The organism is Ruoffia tabacinasalis, assembly GCF_005864045.1.
Classification (GTDB): domain Bacteria; phylum Bacillota; class Bacilli; order Lactobacillales; family Aerococcaceae; genus Ruoffia; species Ruoffia tabacinasalis.
This window is the reverse complement of the sequence record NZ_VBSP01000032.1, coordinates 1-26001: the sequence shown is the minus strand read 5'-3', so window position 1 is coordinate 26001 and position 26001 is coordinate 1. Positions and strand designations below refer to the sequence as shown.

At 34.7% G+C, this 26001-nt stretch carries 20 protein-coding genes; 3 read left to right on the top strand and 17 right to left on the bottom strand.

Going from position 1 to position 26001, the window contains the following annotated elements; genetic code table 11:
• Window positions 1-137: 137 nt before the first annotated feature.
• From FEZ33_RS08645 to lspA, 4 genes are all read right to left on the bottom strand, one after another.
• Window positions 138-1640: a pyruvate kinase gene (locus FEZ33_RS08645; protein ID WP_138405008.1), complete on the bottom strand. Its 1503-nt coding sequence runs from the start codon at window positions 1638-1640 to the stop codon at window positions 138-140.
• A gap of 194 nt (window positions 1641-1834) precedes the next feature.
• Window positions 1835-2536, bottom strand: coding sequence for a DUF2786 domain-containing protein (locus FEZ33_RS08640; RefSeq protein ID WP_138405007.1), 702 nt, complete (start codon window positions 2534-2536; stop codon window positions 1835-1837).
• Between the two features lie 75 nt (window positions 2537-2611).
• Window positions 2612-3550 (bottom strand): RluA family pseudouridine synthase, encoded by a 939-nt coding sequence (locus tag FEZ33_RS08635; RefSeq protein WP_138405006.1) that lies wholly within the window; start codon window positions 3548-3550, stop codon window positions 2612-2614.
• Window positions 3550-4008, bottom strand: a complete 459-nt coding sequence (gene lspA, locus FEZ33_RS08630; protein ID WP_138405005.1) for a signal peptidase II — start codon at window positions 4006-4008, stop codon at window positions 3550-3552. Before lspA ends, FEZ33_RS08635 begins: the two co-directional genes overlap by 1 nt.
• 132 nt (window positions 4009-4140) lie before the next feature.
• Between lspA and FEZ33_RS08625 the strand changes: the two genes are divergently transcribed.
• Window positions 4141-4782, top strand: a complete 642-nt coding sequence (locus FEZ33_RS08625) for a YkyA family protein (RefSeq protein ID WP_138405004.1) — start codon at window positions 4141-4143, stop codon at window positions 4780-4782.
• 33 nt (window positions 4783-4815) lie between these two features.
• Window positions 4816-6174: a putative glycoside hydrolase gene (locus tag FEZ33_RS08620; RefSeq protein ID WP_138405003.1), complete on the top strand. Its 1359-nt coding sequence runs from the start codon at window positions 4816-4818 to the stop codon at window positions 6172-6174.
• A 48-nt stretch (window positions 6175-6222) separates the two neighbouring features.
• On the opposite strand, the gene FEZ33_RS08615 is transcribed toward FEZ33_RS08620, so the two are convergent.
• The 12 genes from FEZ33_RS08615 to FEZ33_RS08560 all read right to left on the bottom strand — a co-directional run bounded on the left by FEZ33_RS08615 (window position 6223) and on the right by FEZ33_RS08560 (window position 23150).
• Complete coding sequence (locus FEZ33_RS08615) at window positions 6223-7548, bottom strand: ISL3 family transposase (protein WP_138405002.1); 1326 nt, start codon at window positions 7546-7548, stop codon at window positions 6223-6225.
• A 173-nt stretch (window positions 7549-7721) separates the two neighbouring features.
• Window positions 7722-11654 (bottom strand): helicase-exonuclease AddAB subunit AddA, encoded by a 3933-nt coding sequence (gene addA, locus FEZ33_RS08610; protein WP_171031342.1) that lies wholly within the window; start codon window positions 11652-11654, stop codon window positions 7722-7724.
• Window positions 11635-15240 (bottom strand): PD-(D/E)XK nuclease family protein, encoded by a 3606-nt coding sequence (locus tag FEZ33_RS08605; RefSeq protein WP_138405000.1) that lies wholly within the window; start codon window positions 15238-15240, stop codon window positions 11635-11637. Before FEZ33_RS08605 ends, addA begins: the two co-directional genes overlap by 20 nt.
• A gap of 109 nt (window positions 15241-15349) precedes the next feature.
• The gene (locus FEZ33_RS08600) at window positions 15350-15709 is read right to left on the bottom strand and encodes a thioesterase family protein (protein WP_138404999.1); all 360 of its coding nucleotides are present in this window, start codon (window positions 15707-15709) and stop codon (window positions 15350-15352) included.
• A 20-nt stretch (window positions 15710-15729) separates the two neighbouring features.
• A complete protein-coding gene (pepT, locus tag FEZ33_RS08595; RefSeq protein WP_138404998.1) occupies window positions 15730-16962 on the bottom strand; it encodes a peptidase T in 1233 nt (410 codons plus the stop codon).
• Between the two features lie 12 nt (window positions 16963-16974).
• Window positions 16975-17784: a Nif3-like dinuclear metal center hexameric protein gene (locus FEZ33_RS08590; protein WP_138404997.1), complete on the bottom strand. Its 810-nt coding sequence runs from the start codon at window positions 17782-17784 to the stop codon at window positions 16975-16977.
• Window positions 17777-18496: a tRNA (adenine(22)-N(1))-methyltransferase gene (locus tag FEZ33_RS08585; RefSeq protein WP_138404996.1), complete on the bottom strand. Its 720-nt coding sequence runs from the start codon at window positions 18494-18496 to the stop codon at window positions 17777-17779. Before FEZ33_RS08585 ends, FEZ33_RS08590 begins: the two co-directional genes overlap by 8 nt.
• 170 nt (window positions 18497-18666) lie before the next feature.
• Entirely contained in the window at window positions 18667-19311 is a 645-nt protein-coding gene (locus FEZ33_RS08580; RefSeq protein WP_171031343.1) for an amino acid ABC transporter permease, read from the bottom strand.
• A gap of 30 nt (window positions 19312-19341) precedes the next feature.
• Window positions 19342-20049 (bottom strand): amino acid ABC transporter permease, encoded by a 708-nt coding sequence (locus FEZ33_RS08575; RefSeq protein WP_138404994.1) that lies wholly within the window; start codon window positions 20047-20049, stop codon window positions 19342-19344.
• A gap of 86 nt (window positions 20050-20135) precedes the next feature.
• Complete coding sequence (locus tag FEZ33_RS08570; protein WP_138404993.1) at window positions 20136-20963, bottom strand: transporter substrate-binding domain-containing protein; 828 nt, start codon at window positions 20961-20963, stop codon at window positions 20136-20138.
• Window positions 20964-20981: 18 nt separating this feature from the next.
• Window positions 20982-21713: an amino acid ABC transporter ATP-binding protein gene (locus FEZ33_RS08565; RefSeq protein WP_138404992.1), complete on the bottom strand. Its 732-nt coding sequence runs from the start codon at window positions 21711-21713 to the stop codon at window positions 20982-20984.
• 423 nt (window positions 21714-22136) lie between these two features.
• Window positions 22137-23150: an LLM class flavin-dependent oxidoreductase gene (locus tag FEZ33_RS08560; protein ID WP_138404991.1), complete on the bottom strand. Its 1014-nt coding sequence runs from the start codon at window positions 23148-23150 to the stop codon at window positions 22137-22139.
• Between the two features lie 172 nt (window positions 23151-23322).
• Here FEZ33_RS08560 and lplA point away from each other — a divergent pair, with 172 nt between their 5' ends.
• Entirely contained in the window at window positions 23323-24351 is a 1029-nt protein-coding gene (lplA, locus tag FEZ33_RS08555; protein ID WP_138404990.1) for a lipoate--protein ligase, read from the top strand.
• Between the two features lie 230 nt (window positions 24352-24581).
• On the opposite strand, the gene FEZ33_RS08550 is transcribed toward lplA, so the two are convergent.
• Window positions 24582-25706: an ISL3 family transposase gene (locus FEZ33_RS08550; RefSeq protein WP_235888801.1), complete on the bottom strand. Its 1125-nt coding sequence runs from the start codon at window positions 25704-25706 to the stop codon at window positions 24582-24584.
• Window positions 25707-26001 lie beyond the last annotated feature (295 nt).

Sequence of the window (26001 nt, the reverse complement as noted above, 5' to 3'; positions counted from 1 at the left end):
GATGAGACTAAAAAGTTTTTCTTTAGCTTAGAAAATCGATTAAAATATTTTAATTTCGATAAAGTGATCCAAAATTGAAAAATAACGACTAGAATAACTCAATATTTAAAAGTATGAATTATTCAGGAGTATATCTATTATGGTAATTTAATCTTTGTGACATTTAATGATCTTAATGTAGGTGTTTTCTTATATTGGTGTTCTTCCATTTTAATTAAGATATCGTTAAGCATCTGAACTGTATCTGACATATAAGAGCCTTTATTAAGCATGACACACTCAGAACGGCTCCCTTCAGCGGCATCGGTCACCTCTGCTCTAGAAGGAATTCCTTCATCCAGCATTGAAGCCATTACCTCTGTCCCCCATATCACAGGAGTATCACTTGCCTCACAAATCCATAAGATTTCTTGTTGTAATTCAGCAAGTCTCACATAACCACTTTCTACAGCTAAATCTCCGCGAGCAATCATGACAGATACTGGGTTTCGACTTCCAGCTTTTAGAATCACTTCTGGTAAATTATTCATTGCTTGAACTGTTTCAATATTTAACGTTAATGGGACGTCGCTTAATGGTCGGTCCGACTTTTCAATTTCTGCTTGGATTTCTTCAATATCATCCGTAGTTCGAATGAATGAACACCCAATCATATCCGCATGTTCAACGGCAAAGTGAATTGCTTCGCGGTCTTCATCAGTTAAGATGTCAATGTCAAACTCTGTTTCGGGGAAATTTAGGCCTTTCTCAGCCTTTATCCTTACAGATCCAACTCTAACTCTTTTAACTAGTAACAAAGCTTCTGACTCGCCAATTTCCTTCCCTTCAAGCTCGATTGACCCATCATCAATTAAAATTGGATCATCTATTGATAATTGCTCAAATATTTGTGGAATACTACAACCGACGGTCACTTTAATATCGTCATCAAGAGGTGGTAAATTGGTATAATCTTTAGTCATACGAACTAAATCTCCTGCTTTTACTTTAGGTTTCTTAAATTTTGTGAAGACCCACTCTGTTCTAATTTTCGGACCGGCAATGTCGATTAAAATTTTTACTTTTTTATCTAATTCTTCGGCTAATTCATGAATATTATCTATCATTGCTTTCCAAGTATCTTCATTGTCATGCGCTGCATTAATTCTAGCAACATTCATCCCACTCTCAATTAATTCTTTCAAAAGCACCTTGTCTTCAGATGCTTCTGTAGGCATTGTCACCATAATGCGTGTATTTCTTTCTCTTGGCGCATCTCCAAAAAACAATTGTGTATTCTGAGCAAGTCTGTTTCTTCCAGCTGTTGATTGTTTTGATTCAGGTTCTTCAATCTCCATATCTTTGCCAATTGTATTTCCTAAACGTCTAATAACAGACTCTAAAGTAAATAACGTTCTAGACTCTAATCTACCTAAACTTGAAAGACCCCACGAAGATAAATCAGCTTGTAAAGATCGGATATCTCGTCTTCTTAAAGCAAGATATGCAAACAAATTTCTAGCACTTTCACGAAAGTCATTACGTTCGATATTTTTATCAATGGCTTTAAATTCAGTTTCAGATTCAGCTTTTATTTGTTGGTATAATTCGGTTAAATTATCATAAATTTGAGTTTGTTCTTCAATACTTGAGTATGTCATTTTTTCACCTCATAATATATTATTGTTAATGTGATTATAACAATATTCATCGACATTTGAAAACGTTACCCTTTATTATTACTACATATATATTTATAGGTATAAAATTTTATGGAAATACAAAAAAACACTACAAAAATTGCAGTGCTTTAAATAACTCATCTATACATTCTCTTGAAAGTAGTGATATTAAATTATTGGTCTAAGTATTTGTTCGTTAATGACACATTTTGTCCTCTGTCATAACCATCATGATAGGCATGGCTATTTCGACTTAAATCAGGTTGTTTAAAGGCTAAAGAACCATTAATTTCTTGATTAAACTTATCTACAACATCTTGAGGAGTTTTGATAATTAAAGCAAACTTCTCATTATCATCTGCCATCTCTTCTCTTTGCTTGGCAAATTTATGGTCTAAACCATCCATAAACCCTTGATAGTAGGCTTTTCGAATTTGAGCTTGAGCAAGTGTAGAATCCTCATTATTATCTTTAATATGAATTCCTGCATAATGTTTCATTGATTCTGCAGCTAAGTAAAATACTTCGTAAGCCAATTCAACATCTTCTGGATAACCCATTAGAACAAGCTTTCTTTGCACGCTCTTTTGATGAGGCAGTCGGTTACTCTGCACATAAAACATCACTCTGAAGTTTTCAGAAATGATCTTAACTAACACTTTCTCCCACCAATATAATCGCTTATATACAGAAAGGGATTTGATAATAATCTCTTGCTTTCCACCTTCATTTAACTCATCTTGAGAAATTTTATATTTAAGCATTAATTTTTGGGCCATTAATAAGGCTGTTTGACTCTCCTCGTCATTACCACCGTCTTCAGCAAGTGATAACAAATTACGTATTTTATCGAGAATTTTATCATTGATTGACACATTAATACCCCCTTGTTATGGCAATATAACTAATTTTATCATATTTTGAGACAAAATATAAATACAATGCCTAATTTAACGTAAAGTTCTTAAAACTTCTTCAAAGCGTTCTGGTAAGTCTGTTTCGAAATTCATTTCTTCCCCAGTTGTTGGATGTATAAAATGAAGCGATTGAGCATGTAAAAACTGACCATCATCAAGTCTCGCTAATTGCCCTTTCATTTGGCCTACACCTTGACGATACAAGGGATCACCGACAATTGGATGCCCAATAAACTCTAAATGGACACGTATTTGATGTGTACGTCCAGTTTTTAACTCAACTTTAACGAGCGTATTATGTGCAAAAGTTTCTAGTACTTCAAAATGAGTGAGCGCGTATCTACCTGCATGATTGGTCGTATATTTAATACGATTACTCAGATCACGATTAATTGGCGCTTCTATGATACCTGTAGGTGTTTCAATCACTTCATTGACTAAAGCAACATACGTACGGCCCATTGAGTGGTCTTCTAATTGCTCACTAAGTCTTTGATGTGCATGATTATTTTTAGCTACAACGATGAGACCAGATGTATCTTTATCAATTCTATGTACGATCCCTGGACGGACAGTATCTTCATTATTAGATAAATTATCATCTAAATAATACACTAAAGCATTCACTAAAGTTCCTCTTGGATGTCCTTTTGAAGGATGAACAACCATATCAATCGGTTTATTAATAACCAAGACATCATCATCTTCATAAACGATATCTAATGGGATATCCTCAGGTAAGATATCCATTTGCTCTTCTTCGGGAATTTCAACGTTAATTACTTCACTCCCATTTAATTTGTAATTTGCTTTTTGATGCACGCCATCAACAGTAATATGCTGATTTTTTAATAATTTTTGAATGGTAGAACGGCTGTAAGTTTCTTCAGATAATAAGTCTACTAATACTTTATCTAAACGACCTACTTCGCCTTCTAATTCAAATTTTTTTGTTTCTTTAATTTTTGTCATTATAAAACATCCTCTGTATTTTCAAAAAATAATATTACGATAATAAGTAATACGACTCCGATTGTCAGTGCAGCATCCGCTACATTGAAAATTGGAAAATCTATAAACTTGAGTCTAAACATATCGATTACGTAACCTAATCGAATTCGGTCGATAAAATTACCAACGGCTCCACCAAGAATTAAACCGTAACTTAAACGAGTTATAAAATGATGGTCACGATTCTTGAAGATCAAATAAATAATATAAGCAGCAGCCAACACGGTAATAATTAAAAAGAAATTCACTCGACCCGAGAACAAGCCCCATCCAGCACCATCGTTACGTAAGTAAAAAAAATCGAAAACATTCGTAATTCCTCTAGCTGATTCCCCTACTTGTAAATTTGTTACCGTCAAAAACTTGACAATTTGGTCAAAAACAATTAATAATATTGCAACGAAAAAAGATAAAAACATAGATACTCCTTGCCTTTAGGTTCTAAATATTTAATAATATTTGAATTGCTAATAGTGTTATTATATACTAATCTAAGTAAAAATTAAATTTATTATTTTTTAAACAATTTAAATCATTTTTAAGGAGAGTCTATGAAACATTTGAATAAAATTGTAATACTCTTAATAACAACACTATTTATTGCTGGTTGTGATAACTCAGTAGAAAGAGCTGATAAAACAGTCAGTCTCGTTCAGGAGAACGTTACAAGTATTGTTAATGAGTTAACAGAAATACAACTTGCTGAGGGAAACCTACAAGCAGAATTTGAAAGTACCATTGCTAACGCTGGAGATGATCTTACTTACTTTGCAAGTGATGATTCACCCATCCAACAAAATATTCAACGCCGTAAAGAACACTTAACTAAATTGGAAGAAGTTCGTGGTGAATTGGATACAATGATTGAGGAATTTTCTAATCAAGCTGATAATAGTCCGCTTCCAACTGAACAAGTGACAAATCAAATTACTCAGTTACAGGAATTGTCTCAAGAAATCGTTACTTACATATCTGATTATCGAGAAAACATTGAAACTGAATCAATTGTTTACAAATCGATTGCAAATCCAGAAACGGATTACTCATCTTTCTTTGCTGTATTTGATAGAGTGTCACAGTTACATACGACCAATCAAATTAATTTAGAGCGTATCTTAGGGTACTTTGAACCTATCAATGCGCAATTAATTAATTTTAAAGTATATTTAGCTAATTTACAAGAATCAAATTAGGAATTTGTAATAAAGACAAGAGGAGTTTTTAATATGTCCAACCTAAAAAACAAAAAGGTCAACTCTTATACCAAAGTATTTGTATTACTTTTGCTATCGGTATTTGTTTTGGCAAGTTGTCAGCAGTCAAATACTGCTGAACAACAAGAACCGCAGTACTATACGCTACCAGAAGTAACACCAAAGTATGACAGTGAGACGGTCACTGATTTCAATAGCCGAGTTGCTACAAATGATACAAATCGTTATGAAGGTTTAGTGATACCGGATGAGCCATTGTTATCTCAACCCGAACAATTACCATCTGCTCTTTTCTATGATAGTGGAATCTCTATTCCTTATCCCGAAGATGGAGTTAAAGGTGTTTACCTAACGGCTGAGAATGTTGCCAATGAAGAATATTTTAACTACATCATTGATTACATCAATGAAACAGAATTAAATGCTGTAGTTATTGACTTTAAAGATGATTGGGGTAACGTTATTCCACCCATTGAAACTGACAATGAATATGTTCAACAAAACGTGATTGGATCGGTAGACTACGCTGAGGTATTGGGTGTCCTAGAAGAAAACGAAATTTATCCGATTGCTCGTATCACAACATTTAAAGATAATCTGTTAGCTGAAGCGCGTCCAGACTTATCATTTAAAGATTCTGCCACAGGTGAAACTTGGTCAGATGGGAATGGTTCTAAGTTTATTAACCCATTCAGTCAAGAAGCTTGGGATTATGTTCTTACGATTGCTGAAGAAGCTGCAAAAATGGGCTTCAAAGATATTCAATTTGACTACATTCGTTTCCCTGAAGGATTCGAAACTTTCCATACTCAATTAGAATATGAAGTGGGAGAATATTCGGTTTTTGAATCAGATAATCCTGAAGAACAAGGTTATGAGCGTGTTGCCGCCATTAATGATTTTTTAACTTATGCTGATAACCGACTAACGCCTTATGGAGTTAATATAAGTGCGGATATCTTTGGATATACAGCGATTGCTGGAGATGCTCCGGATGTTCGTGGTATTGGGCAAAACTTCACCCAAATGGCTGAACGTGTAGATGTGGTATCTTCTATGATTTACCCTTCTCACTGGACTTCTGGATTCTTTGGATTTGATGTACCAGACTATTACCCTTATGAATTTACTAATACATACATTCAAGAAGAATTATATATGTTAGGTCCAGTTCAAAATAATGTTGTCTCAAGACCTTGGTTACAGGACTTTACGATGTTCATGGAGTACGGTCCAACTGAAGTTCAAGGACAAATTAATGCCTTAGCTGAAAATGGCATTCATGAGTACTTACTTTGGAATGCAGCTGGTGAATATACAACGGGTGTTGATTATGCTCCTGATGTAGAGACGGCACAAGTAACTGAATAAAGATAAAGGCTCTTTGTCAAATAAGGTTGATGAAGGATCATGCTAAGATCAAGCGACGAATAACGTTGCTTGATCTTTTTTCTTTGATTCCGGTTCATAAAGACGAGTCATGAGTAAGATTCTGTCTCTAAAATGGCTATAGTTTCGATAGCCATAGGCATTCCGTTTTAGTACTTTAATCTTATTGTTGATGCCCTCTAAGGGATCATTAGTCAAACCTGTGTAAACAAAACAATTGTGGATAGGTTTCTGATACTTTCTAAAGGTTCTTAAGACACGCTTTAATCCCGATGAGATCTTCAGCTGATTCGCTTGAATCAGGGTGGTTTCGAATCGTTTCCAGTTCTTTAAGCGATACGCTTGGCCTAATTGATGAACAATCCTATAGGTATCATGTAACATCTCATCTTGGTCTAGTAAGTAGTTGACGATACCTTGCGTATTGGTCAGCCAATCAAATAATCTAAAAGGATGGTAGCTGGTCGATTGTAGTGTGTCAGGGTTCTTAAGGATTAATTTCCAATACCGTTTTAATTTGTTATATAACCGACCATCTTTGTAGCGAACGGTATTCATAAATTGAGTTCGATACCGATTGAGCTCTCGGTTTAATGCTTGAATTATATGAAAAGGATCAATTATAATCTCTGCATTAGGGAACCAACGATGAATAATATCCATATAAGGCTCATACATATCAATAGTGACTGTTTTTACCTGGCGTCTAATCTCTAGAGGATAGCGACTGAAGTAGGAAGATAAAGACCTTTTCTTACGGTCTTCTACAATATCGATCACTTTATGCGTTGTGGCATCCGACCAAATAAAACTCATGGCAGCCTCCACCGAACTCACACTCTTGAATTCATCGAAAGATAAGTGAGTGGGAAGTTGATGGGTCGGTCTAATCCGTAGAGTTGATGCCACTTGACGAATCACTCGCCGGACAGTGTGGGTGGACACACTCGTATCTTCCGCAATCATTTTTTCGGTTTGAACCCGTGTGGCAAGATCCATTATTTTTCGTTTTACCGCGTTTAAAATAAAACAATGTTCCGCTATCACAGGAGATTTAGCCGTAAAACTCTGACCACATGCTTTACAATAATAGCGTTGTTTTTGAAGCTTTAAATACGCCGGTAGCGACGAGATGGTATTTAACGTAATCCGAGAAGCTTGTCTAAAGCCATTCTTAACGACCTGATAATTATCGTTATAGATGCCACAACATTCGCAAGCTTTTGGGACATAGGTTAATTGACCGTAATAGACAAGAGATAGCCTGCCTTTAATTTTCACCTCATCAATTTTTTCTGTGTTAATTGTGATATTAAGGTCTTTCAATTGAAGTGTTTTTTCGATAAAATGATTCATGCGTAGATATCCTCCTTATGTTATTTGGTCGTACTTTTAATATAACGGATATCTGCGTTTTTGTGTAGAGTCAAAGAAGAGGTTGATGACGAAATTTGTCATCAACCTCATTTATTTTAGAACCAAGATAAAAGAGCTCGACTAGTTTTGCTAGTCGAGCTCTTTTTATATTCTTAAAGTTGATACATTGTATCGATTGGAATGGATACCCCAAAATCCAATAGTACTATATATGCTTGCCTAATTGGTTTGTTGTAAGCAATTGTCAGTGCTTTTGAATACAAACTAATTTGGAAACGATATTTATTTACAATTTGTTCAATTTGTTTTTCTTTTGTCATATTGGCATAAGGTTTATAGCGATCCGTTTTGTAGTCATAGATGACGATATCTTCATCAAATTCAATAAAGTTATCGATAACCCCATGAATTAGCAACTGATCTTCAGACAATTCTTTCATGTTCTCTGCTGCAATATTATTTTCAAATAATTTTAATGCTGGAGTTAAATAAGAAAATGCTTGTTCCTTTTTAACTCGATCTGCATGTTCAATCGTTAACTGTCCTAATTCACTTTGAATAAAAGTGATGACACTATCATAGTTGATTAATTCGGCCAATTGTTTACTAATGTGTTTCGTTTCAACGAGAGATTGGCTAGTTTTAATTAATATTTCTTTTAATTGCGTTTGATTTTTCTCTCCCAAAATCGAAAAGTCTAACTGTTGTAATAAGAAGTGTGTTGCGCTCCCTATTTCAGCATAATTTGGTTTGGTTTCTAAGTTATCTATGAATTTAGGTGGTTCAAACGTATCTTCAGTATAGCGAATTCCTTGAATAGACGAAGAGCTTTCGTGATCTTCAACATTTTGGCTTTCGTTCGAGTTACCACTACGGTCTTCGAAATAAGCAATTTTATCGATACGCGGTTCTTCGTATAAGCGTTTTAATTCAGATACAGATTGATAACTTGAGGTATTCGTCGCTAATTCATATGTGTAGTTATAATTAAATAACTGATTCATATGATTATAGACGCTTTGATCACTTAAATCATTGACATCAAGACGTCCAATTTGCTTAGCTAAATTGGGTTTCTTTGAGTAATTTACTGGTATTTGATATTGAATTTGTAAATCTGCAATGCTTTGTAAATCGATAAACTCAATATTGATTTGCGATAGATTAAATTCAGCTAAACCGGAATCAGTTTGACCTTTAGCGATGGCTTGTCTAATCCAATCTAACCAACTTGAAGCACTTTGGCGCTCCTGTAAAGGAACCATTAATGTCTCATGATTACTTTTATCTTGCGTCGCTTCTTGTTTAGTATGCCACTCTTCTTCATTTTTAATCGTTCCAACAATCATGAGCTTTTGCTCACATCTCGTTAAGGCTACGTATAATTTACGCATTTCTTCCGCTTTTAACATATTTTCCTTTTCAATCTTAAATGCTTGTTTTGTAAAGGAGTCAAATTTAATACGGTTTTCAAAGTCATAGTAATCAGAACTAATCCCAAAGTGTTTTGAAGCGATGTATGATTTCGACCTTACGTCTTGTAAATTGAATTTTTTAGCTGTATCCATTAGATATACAATTGGAAACTCTAAACCTTTACTAGCATGTACAGTCATCAGTCTCACAAAATTTTGTTCCCCATCGAGTAAAACTGGCTCTGCTAAGTCATTTTGTTGTTGCATTACTTTCTCAATGTAGCGAATAAAGCCAAAGACGCCTTTGTATTGGCTTTGCTCAAATTCCAATGCTTTCTCGTACAAGGCATGTAAGTTCGCCTCGCGTTGGACTCCGTTATTTAAACCTGCTACATAATCTAGGAAAGATGTTTCTTGGTAAATCGTCCAAATTAAATCCACTAAGGAAATGCGTTTTGACAAGGCGTTCCAATGTGTCAATTGCTTGAAGAAGTTACTCAATTTCTGATGGATATCTTTATTACTCTCTTGGATTTCTGGGTCATTTAAGTAAGCAATGACTGCTTCATAGAACAAGCCATTGGGAGAATGAATCCTAATCTTACTTAAGGCTTCATCATCTAATTGAACAAAATATGATCGTAATATCGCAACTAATGGGATATCTTGTAAAGGATTGTCGATTAGTTTTAATAACGCTAACATTAATTGAACTTCTTGTCTTTGAAAATAATTCTCAACTTTTTGAGCATAAATCGGTACATCATAACTTTCTAAGATTCGTTGTGCAATTAAGAAAGGCTTTCGTGTTGGCGTAAGAATAACAAAATCCGAGAATGTTACGGGTCTTTGTTTTTTCAACTTCTTATCATAGACTAAGTAACCTTCTGCTACTTTATTTCGAATATCTTGAGCGATAATATGGCTTTCAGCTTCTAATGAAGTATCTGCTAATGCAATCTCATCACTGACTGCCTCATCGATTTCTTCACTCTCTTGATTTTCTTTTTCATATAAGAGTAGTTGAATATTAAAGTCTTCATGTGGCGCTGCTGGTTCAAAAGATTTATTCCCAGTTGTAAGTGATTCTGCTTTTCCATAATTCATCTCACCAAATTCTGAATCCATCACCCGCTCAAATACGAAGTTTGTAAATTGCAGTATTTCATCTCTTGAACGGTAATTTTTATCTAAGATAATGAGCTTATCTTCGCTAGAATTTGCATAGTTTAAATACCGATTTAAAAATAAACTCGGCTCTGCCATTCTAAAACCATAAATCGATTGCTTTACGTCCCCTACCATAAATAAGTTATCGTTTAATTCAGTTCGTGTCTCATGTGATAAAAAGTATAAAATGTCATTTTGGATATCATTAATATCTTGGTACTCATCAATCATTATTTCTTTAAATTTATCATGATAAAACATTGCAGCTGAACTGACTTGTCTTTGTTCATTTTCTTGGTTTAATGGCGCTAAAATATCTAAGGCGAGATGTTCTAAATCATTATAATCAATCATATTTATTGATGTTTTATGTTCAGCTAATCGGTCCATAAATAGTTTAGCTAATTGAGATAAGGAATAAATAATGTTTCCCTGCTCTTGTTCCACTTTTTCAGTTAACTTATATTCATAAGTAAAGATTGGCACTATGTTTTTAGTGATAATGTCTTTTGCTTCATCTCGTAATTCTTTGAGTTCAGCCACTATTTCATAGTCTTCGGAAGATTTCTTATTTGCTTTCCATTTGCCAAATTGAATTGAACTCGCTTGTGAGAATAAATCCTCAAGTTTATCTTCTCTCGACAATTCAAATAAAAAATTTGCTTGTTGTAAGTCTTCTTGAATGATTGGCTCATACTTAGAAACGCCCTCGTCAGAAAGTGAATGCAGTAAATTTGTCGCTGTTTCTAGTAATTTAATGGCTTGTAGGCTATTGGTTTCAAGCACAAATTTAATTGTTTGTTTATATAATAAACTATCTTTAAATGCTTCAAAGTTAGCACTTGCGTTATTTGCATCATCTAACCATAAAGTTGGATTCGTTTGTGAGCGGGCAAATTTATAAATATCGATGATCGTATCAAATAATGCTTCATCGGAACGCACACTTCCGTATCGCGCTAAAAGTGATTGGTAAATTTCAGGCGAAATATCTTCAATTTCAGAATTTGAATCATGGATTGAAGCAATCATGTCATCCCAGACATCTTGATAAATTAACTGTACTTGCGTCTGATCCGTCACTAAAGAGAAATTAGGGTTAAAATCGAATAAATAAAAGAAATTTTGGATGATTTCTAGACAGAATGAATGCAGTGTTTGAATATTTGCCTTAGGTAAAAGAGATAATTGGTGTGTTAATCGTCTTTGTTCCTCAGGATTCAGTGTTTCGTTCACTGCGTCTTTTAATCTGCTCTCCATTCTTTCTTTCATTTCATTCGCTGCAGCTTCGGTAAAGGTAACGACTAAAAGCTCATCAACATTCGCAAATCCTTGCAATATATGATTAAAAATCCGTTCAATTAATACTGTCGTTTTTCCTGAACCGGCGGAAGCTGAAACAAGGATATTACTTCCCTTATGTTGGATTGCTTCCCATTGTTCATCGTTAAAATTCGAATTAAGCGGTTTAGGTTCTATCTTATTCATCATCTTCTTCATCTTCCCCACTTTCATCCAATTCTAATAACATTTCTTGTATGATATTCTTTTTATTAATTGTCTTTTCACGGTATGCCTGATAATTTTCAGTTGAATCAAACCCACTTATTACCCGGTATTCCGGTTGTAATGATGTCGTGTATTGATTTTCTTTGAATGGTTTTAATTCAATCACACCATTTTGAATTTGATTCGCTGCTTGTTTAAATTTCATGTGGACGTATTTTAAGAGGATATCTAACTCTTTTTCCGTAAATACTCGACTGTAGGCATTGTAAAGTCCACCTTTTTTAAACTTCACAGGATAAATAAGACTATTATTCGTTACTTCTATACTTGAATCAATATAGGTTAATTGTTCTTCATCAACACTGACAAAACCATTAAAGGTATTCTCAGATAATTGTAACTCTTCCATAGCTTCTAAAGATTCTGGCAGCGATGCCTCTTTAAAAGCTGTGTAGGAGTGAATTAATGGTTGGTAAAATGCACCGAAAGCCTTTGTATCTGAGTAATTGCTTAAAGCAACGCTTAAATAAGTTAATACTTGTAAATCGAGCCCATAATACGTATCAACTACATTAAATTCCTTTTTACCTGATTTATAATCGACAATTTGTATAAAAGTATTGTTTGAAGTTTTAGCTGTATCAACCCGGTCAATCTTCCCGCTAATACTTAGATGTCCGCCACTATTTAATGGGTAAATGAATCCTTTTAATTGGTCAGGGGATGGTGAAATTCCAAATACTGCTTCAGATTGAATTGAAGTCATCTTCGTTCGTTTTTGTTGTGCTTGACTAAATTTTATAAAACGAAACAGTTGCTCGTCCATTTGCGTTTTAATCGCATTAAACTTCGCATGACTAAACATAATATTAAATCGTTCGTCTTGTTCTAATTTTTCTTCGACTTGGTTAAATAATTGCTTTAAATTGCTCATATCAACTTGTCTTAAATCTAATTTCTCATCAATTAATAGTCTAGTAAATGAATCTAAAAAGTCATGGAAATAATCCCCAGACCGTGCATAATCAAGTTCAAATAATTTTCTTTCTTTTATCTTTAAACCATGTAATAAGAAATGGCTAAAAGGATCTTGGAAATATTGTTCAATTTTTGAAACTGAAGCGTTAATATCTTTACCAAATAATTGAATCGCAATTTCTGGAGCGATATTAGTTGGTAATTCATTGAATTTCGCCACTGCTTCAACAATCGCTTCGATGGATTGACGCGTTTCTTTCTCTTCGCCATCATAGTCATCCATAACTAAAAATACTTGTTTATGCAGATTATTAAGTAGACCTTCATCTTGAGTGAGGTAATGTGATAATTGTAGTAATAAATTTTGTTCCATACTATATTTTCCAAAAGTACTTGGGTGAAGATGTTCCAATTCAGAAACTAAATCGTGCGTAAATATGTAACTTGGTAGTTTCAATTGTTTCACTATTTGCATGATATATGGACTTAATTGCATACTTTGATTATTTACACTCGTAGCATAGCTAAAGTAAATTCGTTCGGAAGCGTTCAGTAATAATTGGTACGCTAATAATAATTCTTGGCTATATTGTTGTTCGTTAAGCTTCATTAAGTATTGATGAGGGAGTAAATCTTTTTGAAGTAACTCTCTAGATGCTTCATCTAATAAAGAATAGGTTGGTCGATTCAGCGGTAAGGTTTTGTCGTCCATACCAATATAGAAAGCAATCTTAAATGGCTGTACCTGCGGACTTTCGACACTCGTTAACGTAACTTGATCGAGTGTTGCAGGGATTATATGGTAACTTGATTCACATAAACCAGCGATTAATAACTCAACAAATAAAGCATATGAAATGGTTTGGTCCTGATAAATCTCATTAAACTCATCTAATAGATCAACGAATACTTGCCACACTTGCTCATCTCGGCGAGAAGATTCTACTTCACCCGTATCGATAGAAATATCGCGTTGTTTAACAAATTCATCACGAACACCTAAATCAAGCATCAATTGATAGAGCCATGCTCCAGCCTTTTGGCCCGTCATAGGACTTTCCCAAGCTTTAAAGGCTTGGCTGACGTCAGAAATTATCCATTGTCTCCATCTCTCAGCAAGTTCTTTCATTGTATAGTGAGTTGTACGATCACCGTCTTGAACAAGTTTGGATTCATCTTCAAAATGCCAGGTAAAATTTGGTTGAATTAAACGGTAACCAAAATAACCATTAGCTAAAATAATGTTTTCAAAGTAATTTACTTCTTGGTCTTTAATCTTCTCTTGTTGCTCTATTGGTGTGTCTTTTAGAAATTTAGGAATAATTAAACCTGACTTCAAGAAGCCCATCACATCATCGTATTTCCAATTATAAAGTTTTAAATTCAATAAGCTTTCAAGTAATAGAACAAAAGGATGCTGATTCATCTTAGCAACATTATCGATAAAAATAGGTATATCGTTCGCATCAAAATACGGTTTTGCTATCACTTGATATCTTTCAAATTCACGTGTCATAACAACAATGTCTTGATATCGGTAACCCTCAGTAGCTACTAAATGGTGAATTTGGTTACTTACATGACGTAACTCCGTTTGAATGGTATCCGCCTGCCAAACTTCAATCGGTGGGCTTAAGTACTTCGTTTTCTCATCGTCTATACTCGTCCCAATTTCTTGAATATCTTTAAATAGCTTCGCTGTCGTTAGTAAATCAGTTCCAATTGTATGAAGTGGTTTATTAATGTCCCAATCCGGTGACACCTTAATTTGATTAAACTGTGCTAACGCCTTTACTTGATGGTATGTATAGCGAATTGTATCCAGAATCGGCTGAAACGTTTGGCTATTGGCTAATGAATGAGTAATAGGCAATGTGAGCCATACATCACTGAAAGAGGCTGAAAGCTGCATTAAAAGGCTCATCTGTTGCGCATTAAAATAATAATAATGATCAATAATCGCGTAATGGTCATCTAATTGTCCTTCACTTTTAATAAAGGCTTCTAATTGCTCTAAAGTGCTGTATTGTGAGACATCTAAAAGGTCAATTCTCTCAATAAATTTCGTATAAATCAGTTGTATCTCGACGATTTTTTGTTGTTCTAGATTAGGTATACCTTCACTTATATCTGAAACATCGTTATGTGTATCAGTCGTTATGCGTGACAAATCTTCAGGTGTAATATTTCCTTCGATTAACTCATTAAATAATGATAATAACTTATCAATGAAACCTTGATGGTTAATTTGACCTCTTAATACAATGAGTTCATCTTTTAATTCACTAAGCAATTGTCTAATAATCATCGTTAAACCAACATCAGAAATTGTTTGATGATTGGGACTTTGAGGTCGAATCATAAACCATGCTAGTCGCGTGAAACTAACCACTTGTAATGACATCATCGCTGCTTCTTCCTGCCCTTTGACCTCTTCGATGGTATTTAGGACAAAAGTCTCCATATCAAACTTCAAATGGTCAGGAACAATATAATAAATCGTTGCATTCGGATTGGTTTCAAGAATATGTAATAATTTTTCAATCATAACGCGTTTTTTATTTACTGAGAGATCTCCAGTTATAATTTGTAATCCCATTCTTTACTCCTTTCAATAAACTATTCTGTCGCTTTAAACTCATTTAATCTAAGAAAAGACGGAAATATAACCAAAATGCCTGGTATAATTTCCGTTTCTTCAATAATTATTATAATTTTTCTAAAAATCTTTCTTTGTTCACTTTCGCTCTTTTATGATCAGCCGAAGCAATTAATTGCCCATCTACCATAGCTTCAAGTGAAAGTGTCAATATAGATTTATTTTGTTCCGTTATTTTAGCTGTAATGCTAACCAATTTCCCAACGGCTGTTGGCGCTAAGTGTTTCATAGAAAACTCAATTCCAACCGTTGTTTCGTCATTGTCAGTGTAATTTTGACATAATTCATAAGAAACATTTTCCATCCAAGCCATTATACTCGGTGACGATAGAACTTCTAAGCCACCTGAACCAACAGAAGCTGCTGTTACAACATCTTGCACTTTGAATTCTTTGGTCAATGTCTTCATTATCTAATTACCCCTTAAAATTATTTTGCGTTTAATTCAACAATTTTAATAATGACATTAGCTGCTTTCTCCATTGTTTCTACTGAAACATACTCGAATCGACCGTGCATATTTTCGCCACCTGCGAAGATATTAGGTGTAGGTATTCCCATGAAACTAATTTTAGACCCATCAGTTCCTCCACGAATTGGATAAATTCTTGGTTGAATATTTAAAGTTTTCATAGCATTTTGGGCTAAATCAACCGGCGTCATATCTTTTTCAATAATTTCACCCATATTGTAATATTGATCTTCCATCTCAAGTTCTAGTGGTTTAGATGGATAATTATCATTAATTTTGTTCACAGCTGATTGAACGAATGCTTTACGATCTTCGAATAATTTACGATCATGATCACGAATAATCATTCTTAGAACAGCCTTATCCACTGTTCCTTCAACGTCAGAAATATGGTAGAAACCTTCTCGATCCTCTGTGTGTTCTGGTACTTCAAGTTCTGGGAATTCATCCATAAATTCGTTCATAACTGTTACTGCATTCAACATCTTACCTTTGGCAGTACCTGGGTGAATGTTTTTACCAGTTATTGTAACGGTTGCGCCAGCCGCGTTAAAACTTTCATATTCTAATTCGCCTTCTGGACCTCCGTCCATAGTATAAGCAAAATCAACATCAAAGCCTTTGGCATCAAAGTGATCTGCTCCACGGCCAATCTCTTCATCTGGACCAAATGCAACACGCACTTTACCGTGTTCAATTTCTGGATGTTTCACTAGATATTCAACTGCTGTTATAATTTCAGCGATCCCTGCTTTATCATCCGCACCAAGTAAGGTCGTTCCATCTGTTGTAATTAATGTTTCCCCAATGTAATTATTTAAGTTTGGAAAATCAACTGGATCCATGACGATATCTTCTTCAGCATTTAAGGTAATGGCAAGTCCATTATAATTTTCAATCACATTTGGTTGCACGTTTACAGAGTTAAAATCTGCCGTATCAACGTGCGCGATAAATCCAATTGAAGGGACATCTTTTGATGTGTTTGCTGGTAATGTCGCTGTGACAAAGGCATTGTTTGGATTAAGTTCTACTTCCTCCAAACCAATTTCTTTTAATTCTTCAACTAGTAAATTTAATAAATCGAATTGTTTCTCTGTTGAAGGAATTGTCTCGCTAAATACATCTGAACGTGTATCTATCTTGGCATATCTAATTAATCTCTCTTTTGTTTTTTCAAAAATACTCATAATATCACCTTTCTATTCGTACATAAATGGATTTGTGTTTGTTGTGCTCTCAATGACTTCAATATCCCATTGATTCTCTTGAGCTAAGTTTTTAATAACTGTAGCCATTTTCTCTTTGAAGATGTGTTCAATGTAATGACCACTATCAATTGTTAGTATATCAAATTCATAAGCATCTTGCCCTTTATGGAATGTTATGTCGCCTGTAATAAATACGTCCGCTTCCTCGTCTATAGCAGCCGAAAGCGAATCAAAGGAAGACCCTCCAACAATTGCGACACGATTGTACGCCTCTTTTGGCGTTCTTTCTATTAAAGTGAGATTGTTCGCATTCAATTTATCTTTGATATAAGAAATTAAGTCTCGACGTTCAAACGTTTCTGGTAAATTACCTACACGCCCTAATCCACTTAAACCGTCTTCAGATGGTTCAAGTTCTTTGATGTCATTAAGTTTTAAAGCATTAGCTAACCAATCATTCATCCCATTCAATGCTTTATCTAAATTAGTATGTAAGACAAAGACATTGATGTCATTTTTAATAAGGTCAGTATACATTCTTAAATCAGCCGTTGAATTATCGAAACGTTTGACTGGACTAAAAAGAATCGGATGATGCACAATAATTGTATCCACACCAAGTTTCAACGCTTCTTCTACCACTTCAGGCCTAACATCTAAGGTTGTCATCACTTTTTGAACTTTGGCATCTTTATGTCCAAAATGAAGTCCCACTTGATCCCATTCTTCAGCTAATTCACTTGGGTATAATTTATTCAAGTTATCCGTTAATTCATTTAATTGTACCAACTGCTTAGTCATTTTCTAACACTTCCTTAATGCGTTGATATTTTTTTTCTAACTCTTCAAGTTTATCATTCTTGTCGTTTGTAGCAAGTTTTATGGAATTTATAATATACTCCGTGCTTTCTAATTCACTCTTCCATTTAGAAAAGAATTCTTTGGACTGTTTTTGATAATTAATGGGTCCAAATAACAATTCCTCATCATTTAATACTTGCTTCTCTTCATCAGGTAAATGTCTAGCAACAATTATTTCATAATTATGTTTATGTTCTTGGATAATATCCTCATCGATAATATGATAATGATTCTCGATTAACCATGAACGGAGTTGCGGTTCAGCAACATTTGGTTGAAGAATTAATGTATGTCCTGATACAAGTTTATTAACACCCGCTTCAAGAATATTCCGAATCAAGATGCCCCCCATACCGCAAATCGTTGCTAAGTTAATTAAATCATTTAAATTTACGACATCGAAGCCGTCGCCAAAACGGACATCGACGGAATCATTCAAACCTTGTAGACGTACTTCTTTTTGAGCGGACTGATACGGTCCTTCGACGACTTCTCCAGCGATGGCATATTCAATCGCATCATTTAATACAAGATTACATGGTAAATAGGCATGATCACTTCCAATATCTGCTAATCGAATTGGTTTGTCCCCATGCTTTTCAACGAATTGAGCGACTCGATCGAGTCTTTTTGATAATGTATTTGAATTCATATTTTCCCTCTTAACTTATAAATAATACTTTAATTTTATCACTAAATACCAATTTAATTAAGTAAATTATACTAGCCATATTTTTTATACTCATTCGTAAAAATTAAGAACAAAAAAACGATTAGTGTTTAAGACTAATCGCTTCTGATTTTATGCATTTTACTTAAGAATTATCTGTTGCTTGCATTCTTTGCTAATTTTCGTGCAATTTGTGAAATCGTAAAGTTTACTACAAAGTAAATTAAGGCTAACAAGCCATATAATACGAACACTTGCGAAGTTGCAGTATATCTTCCCATCAGTATATTCGCTTTACCTAGTAATTCTTGTAAAGCGAGTACGGACCATAGGAAACTCGTATCTTTTATCACAGTCACGAATTGTGACATAATCGCGGGTAACATATTCCGAATCGCTTGCGGAAGTATTATGTGCCACATGATTTGTGAATTTGCTAGGCCTTGTGATTCAGCTGCTTCAATCTCACCTTTGGCGACACTGTTTAATCCACCTCGAATAATTTCAGCTAAGGCAGCCGTCGTAAAGATTGTAAAACTTGCTACACCTGCATCAACAGATTTTAGTCTAAAAATTAAAAAAATTACAAATATCCATAAGATATTCGGTACATTACGAACAATTTCAATATAAATCGTTGCGATCCATTTTAGTAATCCTCTTTCTTGATTACGCATAATGGCAAGTATTGTTCCAAATATTGAACTTAAAAATATGGCGATAACAGAAATATAAAGCGTAAGGTATAAACCATCCAAAAGGAAAACCATATTGTTCACTGTAAATAATTCTTGCATTTGTTCCATGAAACTCATTCTGATCCTCCTCTACCTAGTGTAAGCTTTCTTATTCTTCTCTTCTAGACGCACAGATAATTGCGTAAGTGGGAAACATAGTAGGAAGTATAAAAAGGCAGCAAATGCAAAGGCTGGCACGTAATGTAAATTCATTGACGACCAACTATTGGCAGTAAACATAATATCTGCTCCAGAAATAATAGCAATGGCTGAAGTGTTTTTGATTAAGTTTACGACTTGGTTTGTTAATGCCGGCAACATAATTCTAAAAGCCTGTGGTAATACTATTAACCACATACTTTCCCAAAAAGAAAACCCTTGGGATAATGCTGCTTCCATTTGTCCTTTTGCCACCGAACCAATACCGGATCTTATAACTTCTGCAATATAAGCTGCGTGATAAAGGCCAACGCAAATAATACCAATAATATACGTGTCTAAAACAATCCCTACCATTGGTAAGCCATAATAAACAAAGAATATTTGAATTAATAAAGGTGTATTTTGAAATAACTCAACATAAATACGTGTGAATATCGAAAGTACTTTACTTCTTGATGAAGAACTGATTCCTAAAACCGTTCCTAATAGAAATGCGAATATTAAAGCACATATTGAAATCCCAATAGTGTAAATAAAGGCTTCCATGAAAAGGGGAATGTCTTCAAATAGATCACCCCAACGATATAACGCAAAGGGCCCTTCTTGTAACCATGAGATACCTGATAACACTGACATGCTTTCCCTCCTCTAATTAACCGTAAAGATGTGTGACATATGCATTGAAATACGTCACACACTTTAGGTTATGATTTTGAAATATATTATTCGCTTTCAGAACTAGTTGCTTCTACGCCATTCGCTTCAAGTAATTCAGCTAAAGTACCGTCTTCTAACCAACCATTGATTAAATCATTTAAGTAATTGTGTAATTCATCATTACTTAATTTCGTTGCGATACCGTATTCTTGCGGAGAAAAACCAATGTCTAAAATTTGGCTATTATCATCCACATAACCAGCTAAGATTGATTTATCAACTGACATAGCATCAATACGTTTAGAAGTTAAGGCTGTTTTTAATTCTGGGTAAGTAGCTAATTCACTAAAATTAACCGTAACACCTTGAGCATCTGCTTCTGCTTGAACTAAATCTTTCGTTGTTGCACTTTGAGGAACACCAATCGTTTTTCCTTCTAAGCCAGCAAAATCAGTAATGCCATCTTCTGTACGAACTAAAAAGCCAACTTCATCAATAAAATATGGGTCAGTAAAGTTATAAGTTTCCTTACGTTCCGGTGTAATTGTAAACGTCGCAATCACTGCGTCTACTTCACCGTTATCCAATAATGGTCCACGTGTTTTAGGTGTTACACCAGTAAATTCAATATTATCTGCACTACCAGTAATTTCTTCTGCGATTAATTTTGCTAAATCAATTTCAAATCCTTCATGTTCAGTCGTATCAGGATTTAAAAATCCGAAATGTGGCACATCTTCTTTAATCCCCACTCTAAACACACCGGCATCTTTAATTGCTTGAACTTGAGCTGGCAGTTCTTCTTGCGCAAAAGCTGTATTAGGAGCCAATCCTCCAAGTAACGTTGTTCCTAAAAGTGATAATGCAACTAATTTATTTTTCCAGTTTTTCATAGTTTGTTCTCCTTTTAATTAAGCATGTTTAATGATTTTACTTAAAAATTCTTGTGCACGTTGGTTTTCTGTTTGAGAGAAGAATACGTCTGGTGTACCCGTTTCTACAATTGAACCATTATCCATAAAAATAATACGATCAGCAACTGATCTGGCAAAGCCCATCTCATGTGTCACAACTACCATGGTAATATTTAATTGAGACAAATCGATCATTACGTCTAACACTTCTTGAATCATTTCTGGGTCTAATGCTGAAGTAGGTTCATCAAATAAAATGACTTCAGGATGCATATTTAATGCTCTCGCTATCGCAACACGTTGTTGTTGCCCTCCAGAAAGTTGAGCAGGATAAGCATGTGCTTTATCTTCTAGGCCAACCCGTTTTAAATACTTCATTCCGGATTCTTCCGCCTGCTTTTTATCCACCTTTTGAACTTTGATTGGTGCTAAAGTTATATTCTCTAATATAGTCTTATGAGAATATAAATTAAAGTTTTGAAACACCATCGCAACTTTTTGTCGCACTTTCTGAATAGGTGCGTTTTTCTGTGTTAAATCGACATTGTAAACTTCAGCGACGCCATCAGTAATCTCTTCTAAACGATTCATACAACGTATTAATGTACTCTTTCCAGATCCAGAAGGACCAATAATAACTACTTTTTCGCCTTCTTCAATATCCAAATTGATATTTTTTAGCACGTGATTATCTCCGAAATACTTATTGACGTCTTTCATATGTATCATTTTTTCACATCCTTTCGCAAAGCTATTAAAGCTTAATTAGAAGATTATCATAAACCTTTTGATAAAACTAGTATTATTTTTACATTTATTTAATGTTATTTTTAATTTATCACAAGTTTACAACTGTTTTTCTGCTGTTTTAATATACGCGTCATGTCACATAATATGACATGACTTGATTTAATTAAGAGTATTAGATTTCAATATTAAAACGGGATGGACACTGATTTGAAAGCTATTACACATGAAATTTGAATCATAGTAAAAAAATAGTAACTTGGTCACTTTCTTCTAAATTGTTATATTTCCTGATAAATTCAAAGTTTATTACAAATATATGTTAGCTTCTCTTTTTTTAAAAAAAATAAAAAAATTTCCATATATTTAATATGGAATTTTTTAAATACTTATTTATTTTTAATTTTATTTTATAGAAAAACGATCCGCTAATAACTCTAATGCTTTGATTCGATTTTCGATTTTTGGCATTAATGGAATGATTAATATTTCATCCGCTTGAAACTGATTTACTAGATGGTCTAATTGCACCTTAACAGAATCAATATCTCCGACAACCATTCTTGAACGATTAGCTTGTACAATCTTTAAATCCTCTTGAGTAAAATGGTAATTCTTCGCAGTTTCAACTGACGGAAATTGCTTAAATTCATCAAAGTGGTTTTTACCAAGTAGCCAAACATCTAATGCTTTTTGAAGTTCTTTTGCTTCTGCATCTGTGTCAGCAACAACTACAAATGGCGAGAACATGACAATTGGTCGCTCTACTGCTTTTGATGCTTTAAATTCACTTCTGTATATTTCCGCCGCTTCTTTCCCGACATTCAATTTATCACTGCTGGCATTTGGAAATAAACCAAAGGTCAATCCAAGTCCATTTTTAGCAGCGTTTTTTGCTCCTCTAGTGCTTGTTGTTAACTGGAACATCTGGGGCACTGTATCGACTTTAGGATTGGCAGTAATATCATTTAAACGATGTTCAGCGTCATTTGTATCTGTCACATATTTATATAAATCTTGAATACTCTGATTATAGGGTAATTTTCGTTCTTTCGTTTCGTTTAACGCTTTGTTAACTAAGTTCGTTCCTAAAGAATTACCGATACCTAAATCAATACGGTTTGGATGAAATGCTTCTAACATTCTAAAGTTTTCTGCTACTTTATATGGACTGTAGTGAGGTATCATAACGCCTCCAGATCCAATTCGGATTTTCTTTGTCGAATCAGCAATATGCATCATTAACATTTCAGGGGAACTACTTGCAAAAGCTGGAACATTGTGATGTTCAGCAACCCAATAACGATGAAAACCTAATTTTTCTGCAACTTTTGCTAATTCTGTGGACTCATTTAACGCAGATTGTGCATCTTTCAGTTCATCGATTTGAGCATAATCTAATACACTTAATTTAACCAACGTTTTCTCCTCTCAAATAACTGTTATAATTTATTATTATTACTGTATCATAATTATTACCTTTCTAATAGTAATTACCTTTGAATTAATATCCTTTAGAATTTTGTCTGTTATAGCATAAAATAAATACTATGATATAATGACCATATTAAACTAGTGAAGGGGTCGTATCATGTACGTAATTGAACATATTCGAGACGGTGTTGAGGTTTTAGATCATGCTACTCAATTAGCTATGCATATTTATGCTTTAGAAAACATAAAGTTGGATGAATCCTTAGTTTTTCCATACCGTCCAAGTGCTTCCGTCCAAATTGGAAAATATCAAAATACAGTTGAAGAAGTGAATCAAGAATATATAACAAAAAACAATATTGATATCGTTAGAAGAGAAACCGGTGGTGGTGCAATCTATATGGATAGAAACCACGCGAATTTTGTCTTTATTATAGATGATCCTTCTACAAATTTTGATGAGAACTTTGATCGTATTTATCAACCAACTATCGATGGTTTGAAACAGTTAGGTGCTAAAAATGTCGGTCGTAAGGGGCGAAATGATTTAGAAATTGATGGACAAAAGGTTTCTGGTGCGGCTGTTACAATTCAAAAAGGTCGACTATATGCCGGCTACTCTCTTTTATTAGATATCGACTTTGATGCCGTTGAAAATGCCCTGCGACCTAATCGTAAAAAAATAGAATCTAAAGGAATCAAATCAGTGCGTCGTCGTGTTACACCAATTCGACCACATCTAGCCGAAGAATATCAAGATATTACGGTAGAAGATTTCGAAAAAACAATGTTAATGCATCTGTGTGAAGTAAATCATCCTGATGACATTAAGTATTACCGTCTAACAGACGAAGAATGGGCTGCCATAGATAAGATTGCAGAAGAAAAATTTGCTAATTGGGATTGGAATTATGGCAAATCACCACGTTACGATTATAATGCTGATGGACGTTTTGATGGTGGTACAGTATCGTTGACACTTAGTGTAGATAAAGGGAAAATTCAAAAAATCCGTATTTATGGCGACTTTTTTGGAAAAGCTGATATAAAAGATATTGAAAATGCCTTAATGGGTACACGTGTTGAACGTAAAGACTTATTAGAAGCACTTTCGCCAATTGAACTAAGTGAGTATTTTGGTAAGATTACAGCTGAAAATATCGTAGATTTAATCTTAGAACAATAAATAGTATAAAACATAGTAAAAAGGGTTCTTTGTCAAATAGTGTTGGTGAATATTTAAAGCGATAGATTTAGTTCTATCGTCTTTTTCTGATGTAAGTCATTTAGTGATCTGTTGGATGAGAGTATATTCGTCTAGAGTACCGCTTCGTCACAAAAATACAATGGGCGTACAGGTTCAGAATTAAGTTGTAGAAGATGGGTTGAGATTAAAATCCGACACCTTAAGTGACCCTAATTGCGATAACCATAGCCAGATCGTTTGATCATCTTGATTTTGTTTACGGTGCCTTCCACAACGCCATTCGAGAGTGTATAAGTTAAGCGGTTTTCAATATCCAACGCGTAGGAAGTTAATGTTCGAAACGCTGTTCTCACCTTGTGTGGGAAGACATATTTTTTACTTTCCATTAAGGTGTTCTCAAAAGCTTGGAAACGCCGGTAGCGAATGGCCTCAATCAGTCGGTGCACAAAGTCATAAGTACGTGCCAGTTGATCATCCAGTTGGATTAAATAGTCTACCATGCCTTGTTCACTGATCAACCCATCAAATAATCGATGGGTATGATAGTGGGTAAAATCCAACGCTTCGCGCGGCTTCAAGAGCAGCTTCCACAATCGTTTAAGCTTGGTATAATCCCGGGGCTGAGTATAGCGTAGCCGATTCATAACCCGAATGCGATACGCGTTTAACACTCGGTTTAAGAGCTGAACGATATGGAAGCGGTCAATAATGACATGGGCATTCGGGAATAACCGCGGTAAAAAGTCTCGATAAGGGGAATACATGTCCATGGTGATGGTTTTCACCTGCCGCCGTTCTTCCAGTGAGAACCGTAAGAAATAAGTCCTTAAATACCGTTGAGTTCGGTCTTCAAGGATATCCACCATTTGATGTGTCGCGTTATCCATTAACAGACACGACATTGCCCCGGGCACATTTTTAACCGATTTAAATTCATCGATCGCCACGTGGGACGGTAAGCGGCTAGGCTTAGGATTTAGGTTGTCCCCATAGGTTTTTAATTGACGGATGACCGTCGTGGTTGAAACATTCAGGTGTTGGGCGATGAAGGTCATGGACTGCATCTGAGCTAATTCTTCAATGATGACATACTTCATCGCATTAGAAATAAAACAATGCCGACGAGTTAAGGGAGTGATGGCCACTGTGGTCCGACGGCAATGTTTACACAAATAGCGTTGTTTCTTTAACTTTAAATAGACAGGCTGGAAGTTACATTGTCCCAGTAAAACGACGGAATTCATCGTACCGTTTCGTATGATATCGTGACAACTTTGATTTAGACGGCCACAGTAAGAACAGGCTTGAGGCAGATGATCGAGATGGCCCGTCACCGTGAGGACTTTTCGATGGGCCCCCTTCACGTCAAGGGAAGTCGATTGAACCGATGAACGGAATTGTTGAACATCTCCATAGGATTCTTCTTGTAAACCATGTGTTAATTTAATGTGAGGGTTTTTAATTCCTAGTAAATGATTATTGCATTTAATTTGTACCAACCCTGCGGTTCTTTTTACCAGTGATTGCGGACAGTTTTACCACTCTTTGCGGAAGAATTTACCAAAACTTATATATCCTCCTGTATACTTATTGAGCACGTTTACATCTTTTAGAAAGGTGAGCGTGACA